Source organism: Burkholderia sp. MSMB1498 (genome assembly GCF_001526245.1).
Classification (GTDB): domain Bacteria; phylum Pseudomonadota; class Gammaproteobacteria; order Burkholderiales; family Burkholderiaceae; genus Burkholderia; species Burkholderia savannae.
This window is the reverse complement of the sequence record NZ_LOYJ01000119.1, coordinates 107,627-125,790: the sequence shown is the minus strand read 5'-3', so window position 1 is coordinate 125,790 and position 18,164 is coordinate 107,627. Positions and strand designations below refer to the sequence as shown.

At 68.0% G+C, this 18,164-nt stretch carries 14 protein-coding genes and 1 pseudogene; 11 read left to right on the top strand and 4 right to left on the bottom strand.

Features of this window, described 5'->3' with window-relative positions; all coding sequences use genetic code 11:
* Positions 1-339: 339 nt before the first annotated feature.
* Positions 340-705: a nuclear transport factor 2 family protein gene (locus WS91_RS27140; RefSeq protein ID WP_038745980.1), complete on the bottom strand. Its 366-nt coding sequence runs from the start codon at positions 703-705 to the stop codon at positions 340-342.
* A gap of 524 nt (positions 706-1,229) precedes the next feature.
* On the opposite strand from WS91_RS27140, the gene WS91_RS27135 reads away from it, so the two are divergent.
* On the top strand, positions 1,230-1,970 hold the full coding sequence (locus WS91_RS27135) for an SDR family oxidoreductase (RefSeq protein WP_038745978.1): 741 nt from the start codon (positions 1,230-1,232) through the stop codon (positions 1,968-1,970).
* Between the two features lie 105 nt (positions 1,971-2,075).
* The gene (locus WS91_RS27130) at positions 2,076-2,975 is read left to right on the top strand and encodes a glutamate/aspartate ABC transporter substrate-binding protein (protein ID WP_082758388.1); all 900 of its coding nucleotides are present in this window, start codon (positions 2,076-2,078) and stop codon (positions 2,973-2,975) included.
* Positions 2,976-3,498: 523 nt separating this feature from the next.
* Here the strand turns inward: WS91_RS27130 and WS91_RS27120 are convergent.
* Complete coding sequence (locus WS91_RS27120) at positions 3,499-3,942, bottom strand: hypothetical protein (protein ID WP_038745974.1); 444 nt, start codon at positions 3,940-3,942, stop codon at positions 3,499-3,501.
* A gap of 471 nt (positions 3,943-4,413) precedes the next feature.
* Positions 4,414-5,549: pseudogene (locus WS91_RS27115) on the bottom strand (fatty acid desaturase).
* A 171-nt stretch (positions 5,550-5,720) separates the two neighbouring features.
* On the opposite strand from WS91_RS27115, the gene WS91_RS27110 reads away from it, so the two are divergent.
* The gene (locus WS91_RS27110; protein WP_059671364.1) at positions 5,721-6,569 is read left to right on the top strand and encodes a phosphate/phosphite/phosphonate ABC transporter substrate-binding protein; all 849 of its coding nucleotides are present in this window, start codon (positions 5,721-5,723) and stop codon (positions 6,567-6,569) included.
* Positions 6,570-6,836: 267 nt separating this feature from the next.
* On the opposite strand, the gene WS91_RS27105 is transcribed toward WS91_RS27110, so the two are convergent.
* On the bottom strand, positions 6,837-7,739 hold the full coding sequence (locus tag WS91_RS27105; RefSeq protein ID WP_038745968.1) for a LysR substrate-binding domain-containing protein: 903 nt from the start codon (positions 7,737-7,739) through the stop codon (positions 6,837-6,839).
* 181 nt (positions 7,740-7,920) lie between these two features.
* Between WS91_RS27105 and WS91_RS27100 the strand changes: the two genes are divergently transcribed.
* From WS91_RS27100 to WS91_RS27065, 8 genes are all read left to right on the top strand, one after another.
* Positions 7,921-9,111, top strand: coding sequence for a M20 aminoacylase family protein (locus WS91_RS27100; RefSeq protein WP_059671363.1), 1,191 nt, complete (start codon positions 7,921-7,923; stop codon positions 9,109-9,111).
* A 40-nt stretch (positions 9,112-9,151) separates the two neighbouring features.
* Complete coding sequence (locus WS91_RS27095; RefSeq protein WP_038745964.1) at positions 9,152-10,477, top strand: MFS transporter; 1,326 nt, start codon at positions 9,152-9,154, stop codon at positions 10,475-10,477.
* A gap of 278 nt (positions 10,478-10,755) precedes the next feature.
* Entirely contained in the window at positions 10,756-13,401 is a 2,646-nt protein-coding gene (locus WS91_RS27090) for a glycoside hydrolase family 15 protein (RefSeq protein ID WP_059671362.1), read from the top strand.
* The gene (locus WS91_RS27085) at positions 13,401-13,748 is read left to right on the top strand and encodes a hypothetical protein (RefSeq protein WP_038745960.1); all 348 of its coding nucleotides are present in this window, start codon (positions 13,401-13,403) and stop codon (positions 13,746-13,748) included. Before WS91_RS27090 ends, WS91_RS27085 begins: the two co-directional genes overlap by 1 nt.
* A 212-nt stretch (positions 13,749-13,960) precedes the next feature.
* On the top strand, positions 13,961-14,164 hold the full coding sequence (locus WS91_RS27080) for a hypothetical protein (protein ID WP_059576770.1): 204 nt from the start codon (positions 13,961-13,963) through the stop codon (positions 14,162-14,164).
* 118 nt (positions 14,165-14,282) lie between these two features.
* Positions 14,283-15,533, top strand: coding sequence for an ROK family protein (locus tag WS91_RS27075; protein ID WP_038745956.1), 1,251 nt, complete (start codon positions 14,283-14,285; stop codon positions 15,531-15,533).
* On the top strand, positions 15,520-17,073 hold the full coding sequence (locus tag WS91_RS27070) for a sugar ABC transporter ATP-binding protein (protein WP_059576773.1): 1,554 nt from the start codon (positions 15,520-15,522) through the stop codon (positions 17,071-17,073). The genes WS91_RS27075 and WS91_RS27070 overlap by 14 nt, the downstream gene beginning before the upstream one ends.
* Positions 17,074-17,115: 42 nt before the next feature.
* Positions 17,116-18,150, top strand: a complete 1,035-nt coding sequence (locus WS91_RS27065) for an ABC transporter permease subunit (protein WP_059644759.1) — start codon at positions 17,116-17,118, stop codon at positions 18,148-18,150.
* Positions 18,151-18,164 lie beyond the last annotated feature (14 nt).

Here is an 18,164-nt window from a genome sequence, read left to right as displayed (position 1 = left end):
GACGAACGAACCGTCGCAGCCCTCGGTTGATTGGTCACCACGCAACTTCCGCCGCATCGCGATCGGCTTCGCGCCGCCGCGCGGCACGGGCAGCCGTGTCGGCGCGCGCATCGCGCCCCACCGCTTGCTTGTCGTCGTTTCGACGGTCAGCCGCCGGACGGCGAATGATTTCGCATCGACGCCATTCGTTCGATGCGTCGCCCGCCGACGAATCCGGCATTCAATTGAATTTGTTAAGGAGTCTAGAGCGATGCGCTGTCGCTCCATTCGGTAAAACTGTCGTCAATATCGAATCGGCAGCGGTAGAAAATGCAGCCGCGCCGATATTGCGCTGCCCGCTCAGCCGGCATAGTGAGCGAACGCTTTCACGACTCGCCGATCCGCCCCGAAGTGAAAAACCTCGAGCGCGAGCCGCCCTTTCGCGCCGCGGTAATGAATCGCAATGCTGTCGACGCCGGCGAGCGTCGCTATCCATTCGAAATGCAGATCCGGAATCATCTGCAGCGCCTTCGACCAGTACGCGCGCACCGCTGCCTTTCCGCGCAGGCGCCCGCTGGGCTCGCCGGCGATCTGCGCGATCATCGGCGACGACATGTCGAAATCGTCGGCGTAGTGCGACAGGATTCGGTCGAGGTCATGCGAATTCCATGCGTCGATCCATTCTCGGCTGAATTGCCGGACGAACTCTTGCGTGATCGTTTCCATCGGGCGTAGGTATCGAAGATGGCTCGGGAAAATCCGGCAACTGCCGGCCGTTATTCGACGGCTTGCATCGCGGCATCGTCCGGTTCGTCGAATCGTTTTCGTTTCGCATTCGGCATTTCATTGCCGAATCCGGATCAAGGCTAGCATGCAATCATGTCGTGACGAAATTCATTGGACATTGCTCGCGCTTTGATCGAAGGCGAGCGATCTCGCGGTAAACCGGATCGACGAGGCGGCGTTTGCGCCAAATTGGTGCCGACGTTACGATACCGGCTCATTCGATCGCCGCGCTGCGCGTCGCTCGTCCGGCCGCCGTCGCGTTGTCGTCCGGTTTTCGTCCCGCTTCCGTCCGGTTTTCGTCCGGTTTTCGTCGGGATGGCCGCAATGGTCGGCCGCTCGACGCGCTCCGATCGGCAACCGCGCGCCGGTCGCGCGGATCGCACACCGCTGCGTGCCGCGATACGCACGTCACCCATCCTGTTCTCGTCATTTTCCGAATCGACATGGTCACTCGCTCTTCTCCTTTGCCGGCCGTTCGCGCCATCGTCACCGGCCACACGCGCGGGCTCGGCGCCGCCCTCGCCGCGCAACTGCTCGAGCGGGACTTCGCAGTGCTCGGCCTGTCGCGCAGCCGCCATCCGTCGCTCGGCGAACACGCGGGCGCGCGGTTCGTCGAGGCCGAGCTCGATCTGTCGGACCCCGCGCGCATCGAGGCGTGGCTCGGCGGCGGCGCGCTCGACGAGTTCGTCGCCGGCGCGAGCCGCGTGCTGCTGTTCAACAACGCGGGCACCGTCGAGCCGATCGGCCCGCTCGACACGCAGGACGCCGCGGCGATCGCGCGTGCAGTCGCCCTGAACGTCGCGACGCCGCTGATGCTCGCGAGCGCGATCGCGAAAATCGCGCCGCACGCGGTCGAGCGCCGCATCGTGCACATCTCGAGCGGCGCGGCGCGCAACGCATATGCGGGCTGGAGCGTCTACTGCGCGACCAAGGCCGCGCTCGATCATCACGCTCGAGCGGTGGCGCTGGATGCGAATCGCGCGCTGCGGATCTGCAGCGTCGCGCCGGGCGTGGTGGACACCGGCATGCAGGCGACGATCCGCGCGAGCAGCAGCGACCGGTTTCCGTCGCGCGAGCGGTTCGAGCAGCTCAAATCGAGCGGCGCGCTCACGACGCCGGAGGACGCCGCGCGCAAGCTGATCGATTACGCGCTGAGCGACGATTTCGGCACGACGCCGACAGCCGACGTGCGCAATCCGGGGTAACGCAGAAGCGGCTCGCGGGCGCGCGCGATTCGCGCGAGCGCGTTCCCGAGCTCGCCTTTCCCGACCCGGCTTGTCACCCGCTACCCGTTCCGTCAGGAGCCCTCGATGATGAACACCCTCCGCCCGCTGCTCTCGATCGCCGTCGGCTGCGCGCTTGCCGCCGCCGCTCACGCGGACGACGCCAGCCCCACGTTGAAGAAGATTCGCGATACGGGCGTCGTCACGCTCGGCGTGCGCGAATCGTCCGTTCCGTTCTCGTACTATGACCAGCAGCAACACACGATCGGCTACTCGCAGGAAATCGTGCTGAAGATCGTCGACGCAATCAAGAAGGAACTGAACCGGCCGACCCTGACGGTGCGCGAGATTCCGATCACGTCGCAGAACCGCATTCCTCTCGTGCAGAACGGCACCGTCGATCTGGAATGCGGCTCGACCACGCACACGAAGGAACGGGCCAACCAGGTGTCGTTCTCGAACAGCATCTTTCAATACGGAATGCGATTGATCGCGAAGAAGACGTCCGGCGTGAAGGACTTCCCCGACCTCGCCGGCAAGACCGTCGCGACGACCGCCGGCACGACCGAGGAGCGGCTGTTGCGGCAATGGAACGCGGAGAAAGGCATGTCGATGCAGATCATCAGCGCGAAGGATCACGCGGATGCGTTCCTGAACGTCAAGAGCGGCCGTGCCGTCGCGTTCTTCATGGACGAGCCGCTTCTGTATGGGGCGAAGGCGAAGGAAGCGAATCCGGGCGACTACGTGATCACCGGAAATTCTCCGGTGTCCGAAGCGTATGGCTGCATGCTGCGCAAGGACGATGCCGGCTTCAAGCAGCTCGCGGATCGCGTGATCGCGCGGATGCAACGCTCGGGAGAAGCCGAGGCGCTGTACGTGAAATGGTTCAATCGGCCGATTCCGCCGAAGGGCGTGAACCTCGACTATCCGCTGTCGGCGGACATGAAGCAGCTGTTCGCGAATCCGAACGACAAGGCGCTCGATTGAGCGGGCAGACGTGCGCATCGACGAACGCGGACGAAGCGGCGGCAGAAGAAGCCCGGCATCGTCCTTTTTCGTTTGACGGAATTGTTTGACGGAATTTCGTGATGACCGGAAAGAACGCTGGCCGCGCCTTCCGATTCACATCGCAGCGGAATGGCGACCGCGACGCGCCGGAATCGCCGCGCGGACGATCGTCGGCCCGTCAATGATCCCGTGTCGGCGAATCACGTAGCGCCGATGCGACGCCGCCAATCGCGACGGCGCTCGCAGCGCGCGGCGCGCCGATCCGGATCGGGATGCGACGGCCGGTTGTCGCCGTCGGCTTCGATGCATGCGGCGTCAACGCGCTCACAACGCGTGATGGCCGGCGCGCGCCGCCGCTGCGAACCGCATCGCGCGGCCGACCGCCCGGCACCGCCTTCGCGCGCGCCGCCGCCGAAGATCGACCGATGCACGCCGAAGCGGGCCGCCGACGCGCGGCGAGCAAGCCCGGATCGCGTCACGCCGATCGGGCCCGCTTCGACGATCAGTGACGGTGATGATGCTTGCCGTGATGCTTGCCGCCGCGGCGATAGCCGCGATCGTAGTCGTCGTTGTACGAGTTCGAGCGCGAGATGTTGCCGCCGAGCGCGGCCCCCGCGCCGCCGCCGACGGCCGCGCCGACCAGGCCGCCGGAGCGGCCGCCCATCGCGTTGCCGGCCGCGGTGCCCGCGCCGCCGCCAAGCGCGCCGCCGATGATCGCGCCCGTGCGCTCACGGCGGTTCGACGTGACCGCGCCGCCGGCGCCGCCGCCGACCGCGCCGCCGATCACCGCCCCCGTGCTGCCGCCCACGGCGCCGCCGACTGCCGCGCCGGCCACGCCGCCGAGCGCGCCGCCGAGCGCGTTGTTCATGTCGCCGGCGAAGGCCGGCAGCGACGCCGCGGCGGTCAGCGCCGCGACAGCCACGATCTGGATGAGTTTCTTCGACATAGTTGACAGGTCTTGATTCGTTTTGGGTTTGAAGCAGCGCCGAGTATACCGGGACGGTGAAAGGCAACTGTTGCCTTTCGGGGCGACCGCGGTAAGAGATGTAACAAAGTGATCCGGCGGGGCGTCGGCGGCGGGGCGGCGGTTTTTCGGCACGCACGGGTGCGGGCGTAAAAGGCGAAAGCAGGAAATTTGGGGGAACGAATCATCGGCTGCCGGCCGACGCACACGCGAATCGCGCCGCCGCCGTTCATTGAGCCGCGCGTCCGCGCAAAAGGGGACAACGTGCGTGCGCCACCCACGTCGACGCATCGGCCGCGTCCGGCAAGGCGAGACGGCCGATATGGCCGATACCTGTCGACCTCGGCCGATGTCGCCGCGGATCGGCGTCAGCGCCCTCGCGACAGCATGCCCGACATCGCCGCTCGCCGGCCGGCGCATCGGCGCATCGCGCGGCCGTTCTTCAAGCCCCCGTCAACCGCCGATCTGAACGCAATCGTCGATCACCGCGACGCGCGAGCCGCGTTTCGCCGGCACCGGCTCGCCGTCTTGCGCGAACGGATGCACGGGCGAATCGGTTTCGCGCCACGCGTGGCGCTTCAACAGTTCCCAATAGCCGCCGCGAATCACGAAGCCGCCGCATTTGCGCGCATACGCTTCGCGCCGCATCCGGTACGCGCGCGACAGGTGATACCACGGCAGTTTCGGCAGATCGTGATGAACGAGATGGTAGTTGTTGTTCAGAAACAGAAGGCGCATCGCGAGGCCCGCCTCGTTGATCGCGATGCGCGCCTTCGGATGCGCGGCCGCGCGATGCTCGTACAACGAACGAATCATCGCGAGCGACTGCGCGGGCCACGTGATCGCGAGCAGGTAATACCACCACGGCACGCCGATCGACGATTGCAGCCAGGCGAGCAGCGCCGCGACCGACGCGACATGCGCGGCCCACATCGGCGCATGGCGCCAGTCGCCGCCGCACCATGCGCGCAGCGTGCGTGCGCCCATCGCGGCGACGCTCGCGGGCGGCCCGACGACAAGCCGCCCGACGAAGCTCTTGCGCGCGCGCAAGAGCGCACGCCGCCATCGCGGCAGCCGCGCCCACTGCGCACGCGGCACGTAGTTGCTTTCGGGATCGACGCCCGGCACCGTCAGATCTTCGTCGCGATGATGCTCGAGATGCGTGTCGCGATACAGCGTGTACGGATACCAGACCGCCAGCGGCGGATAGCCGAGCAGCTTGTTCACGCGCGCGGAGCGCGTCGGATGGCCGTGCAGCAGTTCGTGCTGCAACGACATGTGCCATGCGCACAGCGCGATCAGCAGCGGCGTCGCCGCCGCGAGCGGCAGCGATCCGGCGCGCACGCAAAGCAGCACGCCGAGCCAGCCGCCGTAGACGACGAAGATCAACAGCCAGGTCGGCCATTCGGTGCGTGCGGCGAAACGTTCGCCGAGCGCCCGGATCTCGCGCGCATGATCTACATCGAAATATTCGGCCATGTTCTTGGTGGTGACTAAGGCCGAACGTCGACAGGCGCGCAGACGGCGACGTCGTCGCGCGCGACGCGCGGCGGAACGTGCACCGTAACCAATCGCGGCCGCCGGACCAACCAATGGATTCGCATTTGCTTATGCGGCGCGGCTCGCGATCGATGTGGCGAAATCGAGAAAGAAGCGGCGAAACGGTTCCGCCGCCGGCGTGCGCCAGGCGGCGCGCGATTCGCGGCTCGGGCAAACGCATGCATGCCCGCCGGAGGCCTGGAAATCCGTAGAATGTCCGCATGACCCGATGGATCGCCGGACTGCCGATGTACAACGTGACGCCGCGGCACGCCGCGCTGTGGCGCGCGCTGCTGCGCGATGCGCTGCGCGATGCGCTGCGCGCGTTCGCGCGCGCGGGCAGCCCGGCCGGCGTCGCGCTGCTCGGCGAGCCTTCCGGCGAACCCTTCGGCGAATTGCTGCCGATGTGGCGCCGCGGCGATCTGCTGCTGTCGCAAACGTGCGGCTATCCGTATCGGATGCTCGGCGTCGCCGATGCGGTTCATCTGATCGCGACCCCCGTCTTCGACGCCGACGGATGCGACGGCGCACGCTATCGAAGCATGCTCGTCGTATCGGCCGATGCGCACGCGCGCGGCGCGACGACGCTCGCCGCATGCCGCGGCCTGCGCGCCGCGTACAACGGAGACGATTCGCACAGCGGAATGAATGCGCTACGTCACGCCGTCGCGCCGCACGCGCGCGACGCGCGCTTCTTCTCGACGGTCGCTCGCACCGGCTCGCATCTGGATGCGCTGCGCGCGCTCGATGCGGGCGACGCGGATCTCGCCGCGATCGATTGCGTGACGCTCGCATACGTGCGCGACGCGCTGCCGGCGTTGCTGCGTCGCGTACGAATCATCGGCGCGACGGCGTCCGCGCCGGGCCTGCCGTTCATCGCGTCGCGCACGCTTGCCGGGGAACGCGTCGCCGCGCTGCGCGACGCGCTCGATGCGGCGGCGGCGCTCGACCCCGAGCGCGCGCGCGCGTTACGGCTGCGCGGCTTCGAGCGGCTCGCGCCCGACGCATACGCGGAAATCGAGCGATTCGCGCGCGACGCGATCGCGCTCGGTTATCCGACGCTCGCGTAACGCGCGGCACGTGCCGCGAAGCACGCGGCCGCGATCCCGGAAGCGGCCCCGATCGACAAGAAACGCGGCACGCCCATCCGTTGCGTCCGGACGGTTCTCGATGAAACGTGACAGGCCTGGATGGATCTGGGCGGATAGGTCGGGTACGTCGATCGATCAGCCACGAACGCATCGTTCGCGCAGCCCGCAAAACAAGCGGCACGACGTAAAACGGCGCCCATCGATCGACACGACACCCAAGGCGAACCTCGCCGCGCGTCTCAAACGTCAACGCAACCCATGCCGCCGCGCCGCGTCGCGCATGCAATCGACGAGCATCGCCGCCGCCGGCGTCAGCGGGCTGTCGCGGCGCGTCACCAACTGCACGGACGCGGCCGGAAGCACCTCGCGTATCGGCAGCACCGCGACGTGGCCGCGCGACCATTCGACATCGAGCAGTTGCTCGGGCATCGACGCAATCAGATCGGAGCCCTGAATAAGGCAGTGCGCGATCGCATAGCTCGGGCACTCGACGACGCGCATCGGCGCCGGCAAGCCGTGCTCGGTAAAGCAATTGAACATCAACTGCGTCGAGCTCTCGGGCGACGGATTCATCAGCCAGTCCGCATCGACGAGATCGGCGAGCGACGTCGCCGATGCAAGCGGATGCCCCTTGCGCGCGACGATCACGTGCCGGCTCGCATACAGCTCCGAGTGATCGAATTCCGCCGCGAGCAGTTCCGGCACCACCACTGCCACCGCGAAATCGAGCGACCCGTCGTGCAGCTTCGGCAGCGCGACGCCGGGAAACCCTTCGACAATGCTCACGCGCGCAACTGGGAAGCGCCGACGAAACGCGCGAAACGCGTCGGGCAGGATCGTCACCGCGGCGGCCGGCGTGATGGCGGCCGCGACCGCGCCTGTCGTCGCGCCTTGCGCCTGTTCGATATCGTCGCGCGCCCGCTGCATCTCGGCGACGATGAGGCGCGCGCGCACCTGAAGCTGCTGACCGAACCCGGTGAGCTGCACGCCGCGCGCCGTACGCACGACGAGCGACACGCCGAGCGCGAGCTCCAGTTCCTTGACCGCTTTCGTCAACGCGGCCGGCGACACGTTCAGCCGGCGCGCGGCCGCGCGAATGCTGCCCTCGTCGGCGACGGCGACGAACGCTTTCAACTGGTGATATTTCATATGAAACGCGCGGTTCGAAGAGGCCGTTCATCGGCTGCGCCGCGGCGAATCAGGGTGTTCCCTAGAGGCAACCGGCGGTGAGCACCGACGCAATTTATCAGCTTATGGTGCGCAAAAAAAATTCATATGCTTCGTCAACATGTCCGCACAAGCGCGCACTCACGCCCCACGAGGAAACAGCATGCATTCCGACACACCCAAGAATCCCGTCATCCCCGGCATCGCCGCGATCGCGCCTGATCTGATCGATGTGCGCCGCCGAATCCACGCACACCCCGAGCTCGCGTTCGAAGAAGCGCTGACGAGCGACCTGGTCGCCGAGCTGCTCGCCGGCTGGGGCTACGATGTGCATCGTGGGCTCGGCAAGACGGGCGTCGTCGGCGTGCTGCGCGAAAAACAAGGTGCGCGCACGCTCGGCCTGCGCGCCGACATGGACGCGCTGCCGATCGCCGAAGCGACGGGCCTGCCGTACGCGAGCCGCCACGCGAACAAAATGCATGCGTGCGGGCACGACGGCCATACCGCGATGCTGCTGTGCGCGGCGCGCCACCTCGCCGCGACGCGCCGGTTCTCCGGCACGCTGAACCTCATCTTCCAGCCCGCCGAAGAGAACTTCGGCGGCGCGAAGGCGATGATGGACGAGGGCCTCTTCGAGCGCTTTCCGTGCGACGCGATCTTCGCGATCCACAACATGCCCGGCCGCGCGGCGGGCGACATGGCGTTCCGCGCGGGCGCCGCGATGGCGTCGTCCGACCGCGTGACGATCACGCTGCGCGGCGTGGGCGGCCACGGCGCAATGCCGCATTTCGCGCGCGACCCGATGTCGGCGGCGGGCAGCATCATGGTCGCGCTGCAGACGATCGTCGCACGCGAAATCGATGCGCAGCAGGCAGCGGTGATCACCGTGGGCAGCGTACAGGCGGGCGAGACGTTCAACGTCATCCCCGAGACGGTCGTGATGAAGCTGTCGGTGCGCGCGCTGAACGCCGACGTCCGCGAACGGCTCGCGCATCGCATCGAGACGCTCGTGAAGGGCCAGGCGGAAAGCTTCGGCATCGCAGCAGACGTTCAGTACGACTATGGTTATCCGGTGCTCGTCAATCATCCCGAGCCCACCGCGTTCGCCGTCGACGTCGCGCGCAGGATGCTCGGCGCGGAGCGGATCGAGGCGGACGCCGCGCCGCTGATGGGCAGCGAGGATTTCGCGTACATGCTCGAAGCGCGCCCCGGCTGCTATGCGTTCATCGGCAACGGCGTCGGCAGCAAGGGCGGCTGCATGGTGCACAACCCCGGCTACGACTTCAACGACGACATTCTCGCGATCGGCGCGAGCTACTGGGTTCGATTGACCGAAGCCTGGCTCGCCGCCTGACGCCTTCTCGCCACGCCGTCTCGCGCTCCTCGGGGATCACATGGAAACAACCGCTCTCGACTTCGCCGGCATGCCGGCCGACGCACGCCTCGCCGCGAAGAGGCGGCGCCTGATCGCCGCGGCCGCGGTCGGCAACGCGCTCGAATTCTACGACTTCACCGTCTACAGTTTCTTCGCGATCCTGATCGGCAAGCTGTTCTTCCCGGTTCACTCGTCGTTCGGACAACTGATGCTCGCGGTCGCGAGCTTCGGCGTCGGGTTCTTCACGCGCCCGCTCGGCGGCCTCGTGATCGGCATCTACGCGGACCGCGTCGGCCGCAAGCGCGCGATGATCGCCACGCTTCTCATCATGGCGCTCGGCACCGCGACGATCGCCGTCGCGCCGACCTTTGCGCAGATCGGCGTCGCCGCGCCGCTGCTGCTCGTCGCCGCGCGACTGCTGCAAGGATTCGCGTCGGGCGGCGAAGTCGGCGCGTCGACCACGCTGCTGCTCGAGCAGGCGCCGCCCGGGCAACGCGGCTTCTACGCATCGTTCCAGTTCTCGAGCCAGGGGCTCGCGGCGCTCGCCGGCGCGCTGACGGGCGTCCTGCTGACGTCGACGTTGAGCGCCGCGCAACTCGAAAGCTGGGGATGGCGCGTCCCGTTCGTCATCGGCACGCTGTTCGTGCCGCTCGGCTACTGGCTGCGGCGCACAGTCGACGAAGCGCCGGCCGCGGCGCATGCCGCCGCATCCGCAGCGCACGGAAGCGCCGCGTCGCTGCCGCTCGCCGACGTGCTGCGCCACCACGGCAAAGCCGTGCTCGCCGGCCTCGGCATCACGATCGGCGGCACGTCGATCCACTACATCATCGTGTTCTACATGGCGATCTACGGCGTGCAGGTGCTGCATCTGCCGGGCTGGCTGTCGATGACGGCAGGCTGCGTCGCCGGCGCGATTCTCGCGATCGTGACGCCGATCGGCGGCCATCTGTCGGATCGCTACGGACGCAACCGGATCGTCTGGTGGACGCGCATCGCGTTGATGCTCGCGATCTATCCGGCGTTCGTCGCGCTGAACCGCTGGCCCGGCGCGGTCTCGCTGCTGACGATCATCGCGGCGCTCGCGGCCGTGCACGCGATCAACGTCGGCGCGATGAGCGCGATGCTCGGCGAACTGTTCCCGCGCGCGGTTCGCGCGACGGGCGGCGCGCTCGTCTACAGCGTCGGCGTCGCGATCTTCGGCGGCTTCGCGCAATTCTTCGTCACGTGGCTGATCGCCGCGACGGGCAACGCGAACGCGCCCGCGTGGTACGCGATCGGCTGCGGCGTGCTGACGTTGATCGCGCTACGCTCGATGGACGACAAGGCGGGCAAGCCGCTCGATTGACGTCGAGCGCACGGCGCGCGCGGCGAATCCGGACTGCCGTCGGCCTGGGTTTCGTCGCCGCCCTCCTAAAGTACCGACATGCTCCGGCGCGGATCGTCGTCCGCGCGTCGCGCCACCACCAGTGTGCGCTACCGCACAGTTCAGCGGATGTAGTATCAGTACATAGTCGACTACAAGACATTGACAATATTGACTCTTTCGCCTCTGCGTGAGATACAGCGCGTGTTGTTTTGCTACAAAGAACGACACCGCAAATATCCATAACGGAGACGAAAAAAATGTCGGCAAAGCACTTCGGATTCAAACAGGCAGTGCTGGTTGGCAGTCTGGCCGCGCTGACGGGCGCGGCCGCTTTACCCGCGTCCGTTTCGGCCACCGAAGCATTCGGCTCACCCGGCGCGACGCCCGTGCGAGGCCCGTCGGCCAAATCGTTCCTCGGCACGGCGGTCAGCGGCGCATCGCGGGTCTACTTCACCGGCTATCGCGGCATCCTCTCGGAGGTCTACTACCCGGTACTCGACACGCCCGAGTCCGTCGACTTGCAGTTCCTCGTCGGCGACAGCGGCAAGACCTTCGTCGACGAAGAAAAGCTGCAGGCCTACTCGGCCGCGCAAACCGACACGCGCACGATGAGCTGGCAAGTGACGACCAGCAATAGTTCGCACAACTGGCGGATCAGCAAGATCATCTTCGCCGATCCGAACTACAACGCGATCGTGCAGCGCGTCACGTTCACCGCGCTCAACGGCCACAAGGTCGGCGACTTCAATCTCTACATGCTGTCCAAACCGTACCTCGACAACGCGGGCAGCAACAACACCGCCCAGACAGTGTCCGGCACCGGCGGCAACGCGCTCGTCGCGAATCACGACAGCCGCTACTCGGCGCTCGTGACGAGCCGTCCGTGGAAGGTCGTCAACGGCGTGGGCATGACGTCGAACGGCTTCGTCGGGCAGAGCGACGGCTGGACCGACCTGCTCGGCGGCACCGCCGACAAGACGATGGACTGGACGTTCACGTCCGCCACCAACGGCAACGTCGCGCAGATGGGCTGGATCGATCTTGGCGATCCGAGCGCGACGAGCGTGTCGTTCGACGTCGTGCTCGGCTTCGGCGGCACGCAGGACCAGGCGCTCGGCGACGCGAACACCGTGCTCGGCAGCGATCTCGCCGGCGAGCAGCAGCAGTACGACACCGCGTGGCACAACTACGCGGCGGGCCTGTCGTCGCAGAACGGCGCCGCGGACGACGCGTACTACCTCGCCGCGATGACGCTCAAGACGATGCATGACAAGAGCAACGGCGCGATGATCGCCGGCATCGGCACGCCGTGGGGCGAAACACAGGGCGATGCGAACGCGGGCGGCTATCACCTCGTGTGGCCGCGCGATCTGTTCAAGTTCGCGAACGCGCTGACGACGGCGGGCGACACGTCCACCGCGACGAGCGTCGTCAACTATCTGTTCAACACGCTGCAACAGACGAGCGACTGCGGCACCGCCGAATACAACGCGTCCGGCTGCTCGCAGGGCTACAGCCGCGCCGGGCGCTTCCCGCAGAACGCGTGGGTGAGCGGCTGGCCGTACTGGCAAGGCACGCAGATGGACGAGCAGGCGATGCCGATCATCCTCGCGTGGCGCCTCGGCCCGAGCGTGTTCAATCCGTTGTGGTCGAAGATCAAGCTCACCGCCGATTACATCGTCAACACCGGCCCGTGGACGTATCAGGAGCGCTGGGAGGAGAACTCCGGCTACTCGCCGTCGACGATCGCGGCCGAGATCGCCGGCCTCGTCACGGCGGCCGACATCGCGACGCAGAACGGCGACACGACGAGCGCCGCGCGCTATCTCGCGGCGGCCGACTACTGGCAGGAGAACGTCGCGGCGTGGACGTACACGTCGACGGGCTCGTTCGGCAACGGCAGCTACTACATCCGCATCAACCCGGCGGGCCGCTCGGGCACCGGCACCGATCGCGCGAGCTTCGCGCCCACCGCGGGCCCGGACGCGACGCAAACGCTGACGATCAAGAACGGCGGCGGCAGCCACGACGCGCGGCGCGTCGTCGACGGCGGCTTCTTCGAGCTTGTCCGGATGGGCGTCAAGCGCGCGACCGATCCGACCGTCGTGAACACGATCTCGGTCTACGACAGCGTGCTCGGCCAGTCGCTGAGCCTGCCGAACGCGCCGGCGCTGTCGCCCAACGCGTGGTTCCGCTACAACTTCGACGGCTATGGCGAGCACAACGACGGCAGCGACTTCGACGGCACCGGCGCCGGCCGCCTGTGGCCGATCTTCACCGCCGAGCGCGGCATGTACGAGATCGCGCGCCAAGGCAGCGGCAACGCGGGCAGCGCGTACTTCTCGACGCTCAAGCAGCTGACGACGCCCGAAGGCTTCCTGCCGGAACAGGTGTGGTCGAATTCGACGACGCTGCCCGACGGCTGGGCGGTGACGACGCCCGCGGGCTACGCGCCGGGCCAGCCGACCAAGTCGATGGCGCCGCTGAACTGGGCGATGGGCGAGTACATCAGCCTGCTCGCGTCCATCCAGGCGGGCCGCATCGTCGACATTCCGTCGGTCGTCTGCGCGCGCTACAACAACTGCGTCGCGCCGCTGCAGAGCGGGCAGGTGTCGGTGTCGGTCAACGTCAACGCCGGCACGCAGCCCGGCCAGCAAATGTACGTGACGGGCAACGCCGCCGCGCTCGGCAACTGGAATACCGATCTCGGCATTCCCGTCGACCCGGCCAATTACCCCGTGTGGAGCAACACCGTCAACATGCCGGCCGCTCAGGCGATCCAGTACAAGTACTACCGCAAGAACGCCGACGGCAGCGTGACGTGGGAGAACTGGTCCGGCAATCGCCAGCTGCAGACGCCCGCGAGCGGCACGCTGACGCTGAACGATCAGGTGAACTGGTGATGTCGCGCGCAAGCTGGCTGGCGCTCGCCGCGGCGGCGCTGCTGGGCTTGGCCGCGGCGGGCTGGCGTTACGGACTACTGTCGAATCGGAATTCGGCGGCCGCGGCCGCCGCGATGCCCGCTTCGGCGGCGGCCGCGCCCGATCGGGCGCAGCCCGCGCCGCCGCCTCCGCCCGCGCCGCCGAGCCGCCCGCTCGCGAAGGCGCTGCCGCCACCGAAGGTCAAGCCGGGCGGAACGAGCTGGAATCCGGACCCGGCGGCGACACAGGCGCCCGTCGAAGCGCAGCGCGGCGCGCCCGACGTGCCGGGCGCACAGCCACTGCGGCCGCCGGCGTCGGCTTCGCCGTGATGGCGACGCGATCGGCCTGAACGCCGCATGACGGCGCACGGGCTGCCCGCCGATCCGGCTTGCACGCCGGATCGACGGGCAGCCGAACGATCGCGCGCCGCAACGCACGCAACGCACGCAGCAGTCCGCACGATCACATTCGCGCTGGCGCGCCGAGCGCCTTTCGGCGCGCGAATCGAAAGGCCGGGCTATACCGCCGCGTTCGCGGTCTCATGCACGGCTTCATTCGACGCGCTCGCTCGCTCATTCGTTTCGGATACCCAATCAAACGCAGCACCACCGGCGACACGCCATCCGCGCATGCGAGCAAGGCATCGCCGATTCGCTCGGCGGTCACGCGCGCTCGCGCGCATCGCTCGACCACGCCCGAACGCACGACTGAAGGCGAACCATCATCGCTCGCCGCCATTTCCTGACCTCCCCGCATCAACCCTCGGGATTTCCCTAGGCAGACACGCCCGACATCCCGAGGTTAAATAAATCAAGCTGATTTATTTAACCTCGGGCGAACCGTGCCAACCCGGAGGAGAAATCATGAGGAGTCCGCATATCGGCCAGGGCAGCAACTCGGCCAACGTGCGCCGCTACAACGAGCGCCTTCTGCTGAGGGCGCTCCGGCGCGCGGGCAGCGCGTCGAAGGCCGATCTCGCGCGGCTCGCCAATCTGACGGGCACCGCGGTCGGCAGCATCATCGCTTCGCTTGCCGAAGCAAAGCTCATCGAGTTCGCCGGCCGCCGCGCCGAAGGCCAGCGCGGCCAGCCCGCGTCGCTGATCCGGCTCGACCCGCGCGGCGCATTCGGGATCGGCGTGCGCCTCGACCGGATGCGCATCGAGACGGCGCTCGTCAACTTCGCCGGCGACGTGATCGGCCGCCGCTCGCACGACACGCTGCTCCCGCCGCCCGCCACGGTGCTCGAGATCGTCAAGCAGGACGTCGCCGCGATGCAGCGGCTGCTTGCTCCGCACGAGCGCGAGCGGCTCGCGGGCGTCGGCGTCGCGCAGCCATACAACCTCGGCAGTTGGCTGCGCGAGATCGACCTGCCCGCCGATGCGTTCGGCGCGTGGGCCGAAGTCGATTTCGCGCGCGAGCTCGATCGCGCGATCGCGCTGCCCGTCTTCAGCGAAAACGACGGCAACGCCGCCGCGATCGCCGAGCTGTTCTACGGCTGCGGACGGCAACGCGACGATTTCGTCTACCTGTTCCTCGGCCCCGCGATCGGCGGCGGCATCGCGATCGACGGCGACTGCCTGCGCGGCGTCACCGGCAACGCGGGCGACTTCGCGATGATGCCGGTGCCGCCGAGCCGCCTGCCTTCGGTGCCGAAGCCGCGCGGCGCATGGGACATCCTGATCACGCGCGCGTCGCTCAACGGGCTCGTCCGGCATCTGCGCTACTGCGGCGAAAAAGTCGAGAGCCGCGCGGATCTCGAAGCTTGCATCGCGCGCGGGGCGAAGGCCGTCGACGAATGGATCGACGATTGCGTCGACGCGCTCGCGCCCGCGCTGCGCGCGGCGCTCGCCGTGCTCGAATCACCCGTCGTCGTGCTCGACGCCGACATCGACGCGGGTTTGATCGGCACGCTGATCGCGCGCCTGCACGCCGCGCTAGCGGCGCTCGCGCCGGAAGCGCGCGGCACACCCGCGCTGGTGCGCGGCTCGTTCGGCCCGGACGCCGGCGCGATCGGTGCCGCGACGCTGCCGATGTTCTTCAACTTCTCCCCGCGCGCCGGCATCCTCCGAGGCGCCGGCGTGGAATCGCAGGAGGCCAGATATGCGGCGTTCTGAACCGTCGCGCCCGCTGCTCGAGATGCGCGGCATCAGCAAGACGTTCCCCGCCGTGCGTGCGCTTGCCGACGTGAGCCTCGCCGTGCATGCGGGCGAGATTCATTCGCTGATGGGCGAAAACGGCGCCGGCAAATCGACGCTCATCAAGATTCTGTCGGGCGCGTATCAGGCCGATCCCGGCGGCGAAATCCTGATCGACGGCGCGCGCGTCGCCGTCGACGGGCCGCTCGCCGCGCGCGATGCGGGCGTCGCCGTGATCTACCAGGAGCTGTGCCTCGCACCGAATCTGACCGTCGCGGAGAACATCTACGTCGGGCGCGAGCTGCGCCGCGGCAACCACCGCTGGGGCACGATCGATCGCGCCGCGATGGCGCGCGGCTGCCGGGACGTGCTCGAACGGCTCGGCGCGAACTTCGGGCCGGACACGCTCGTCGGCACGCTGTCGATCGCCGAGCAGCAGCTCGTCGAGATCGCGCGCGCCGTTCACACGAAGGCGCGCATTCTCGTGATGGACGAGCCGACGACGCCGCTGTCGTCGCGCGAGACCGAGAACCTGTTCCGGCTGATTCGGCAACTGCGCGCCGAAGGGCTCGCGATCATCTACATCAGCCATCGGATGGCGGAGATCTACGAGCTTTCCGACCGCGTGTCGGTGCTGCGCGACGGCGCGTACGTCGGCACGCTCGAGCGCGATTCGCTGTCGGCCGAGCGGCTCGTCGGCATGATGGTCGGCCGCGATATTTCGGGGTTCTACAAAAAAACGCATGCGCCGTACGATCCCGGCAATCTGCTGCTGTCGGTGCGCGACGTCGCGGACGGCGGCCGCGTGCGCGGCTGCAGCCTCGATCTGCACGCGGGCGAGGTGCTCGGCATCGCGGGCCTTGTCGGCGCGGGCCGCACCGAGCTCGCGCGCCTCGTGTTCGGTGCCGAGCCGCGCGTGCGCGGCGAAGTGAAGCTCGACGGCAAGCGCTTCGGCGCGCATTCGCCGCGCGACGCGATCGACGCCGGGCTCGTCTATCTGACCGAGGATCGCAAGCGCCAGGGCCTCTTCCTCGACATGAGCGTGCGCGACAACATCAACATCTCGGTCTGCGGGCGAGACGCGCGCCTCGGCGCGCTCGATCTCGCGCGCGGCGCGCAGCGCGCGCGCGACGCGATCGCCGCGCTGTCGATTCGCGTGCCGCACGCGAACGTCAACGTCGGTGCGCTGTCGGGCGGCAACCAGCAAAAAGTGCTGCTGTCGCGGTTGCTCGAGACGAAGCCGCGCGTGCTGATCCTCGACGAACCGACGCGCGGCGTCGACATCGGCGCGAAATCGGAGATCTACCGGATCATCAACGATCTCGCGCGCGCAGGCGTCGGCGTGATCGTGATCTCGAGCGAGCTGCCGGAGATCATCGGCGTGGCCGACCGCGTGCTCGTGATGCGTGAAGGCACGATTGCCGGCGAGCTCGGCGGACACACGGGTGCGCCGATCACGCAGGAGGCGATCATCGCGCTCGCCACCGGCTCACGCACCGAAACGGCGGCCGCGCATTGAGCGGCCGCCGTCGCCTTGTCCTCTCACCCTCAGGTTATCGCCATGACCCATCAGATGAAGCATAGCGAGATCGCCTCCGCGCCGGCCGGCGCGGCGCCGGACCGCGCGCCGCGGCGCGCCGCCGACCACCGCGCGCGGATGCAGGCGCTGATGCGCACGGCCGGCATGCTGCCCGTTCTCGTGCTCCTGTGCGTCGGCTTCGGCTTCATGACCGACGGCTTCTTCACGCTGCAGAACCTGTCGATCGTCACGCAGCAGGCGTCGATCAACATCGTGCTCGCCGCCGGCATGACGTTCGTGATCCTAACGGGCGGCATCGATCTGTCGGTCGGCTCGGTGCTCGCGGCCGCCGCCGTCGCGTCGCTGATCGCGTCGAACCTTCCCGGCTGGGGCTGGCTCGGGATTCCCGCCGCGCTTCTCGTGGGGCTCGCGTTCGGCGTCGTCAACGGCGTGCTGATCTCGTTCCTGCGCCTGCCGCCCTTCATCGTCACGCTCGGTGCGCTGACGGCCGTGCGCGGCGTCGCGCGCCTGATGGGCAACGATACGACGATCTTCAATCCGCAACTGCCGTTCGCGTTCATCGGCAACGGCTCGATTCTCGGCGTGCCGTGGCTCATCGTGATCGCGCTCGCCGTCGTCGCGATCTCGTGGTTCATCCTGCGCCGCACGGTGCTCGGCATGCGGATCTACTCGGTCGGCGGCAATCCGGAAGCCGCGCGGCTGTCGGGCATCAACGTGCGCGGCATCGAGCTGTTCGTCTATGCTAGCTCGGGCCTGCTCGCCGGCCTGGGCGCGCTGATGTCGGCCGCACGGCTCTATGCGGCGAACGGCTTGCAGCTGGGCCAGTCGTACGAACTCGACGCGATCGCCGCGGTGATCCTCGGCGGCACGAGCTTCGTCGGCGGCGTCGGCTCGATCGTCGGCACGCTGATCGGCGCGCTGATCATCGCGGTGCTGTCGAACGGCCTCGTGCTGCTCGGCGTGTCCGACATCTGGCAATACATCATCAAGGGGCTCGTGATCATCGGCGCGGTCGCGCTCGACCGCTACCGCCAGCACGAATCGGCCCGCACCTGACGCATCGAGACGCC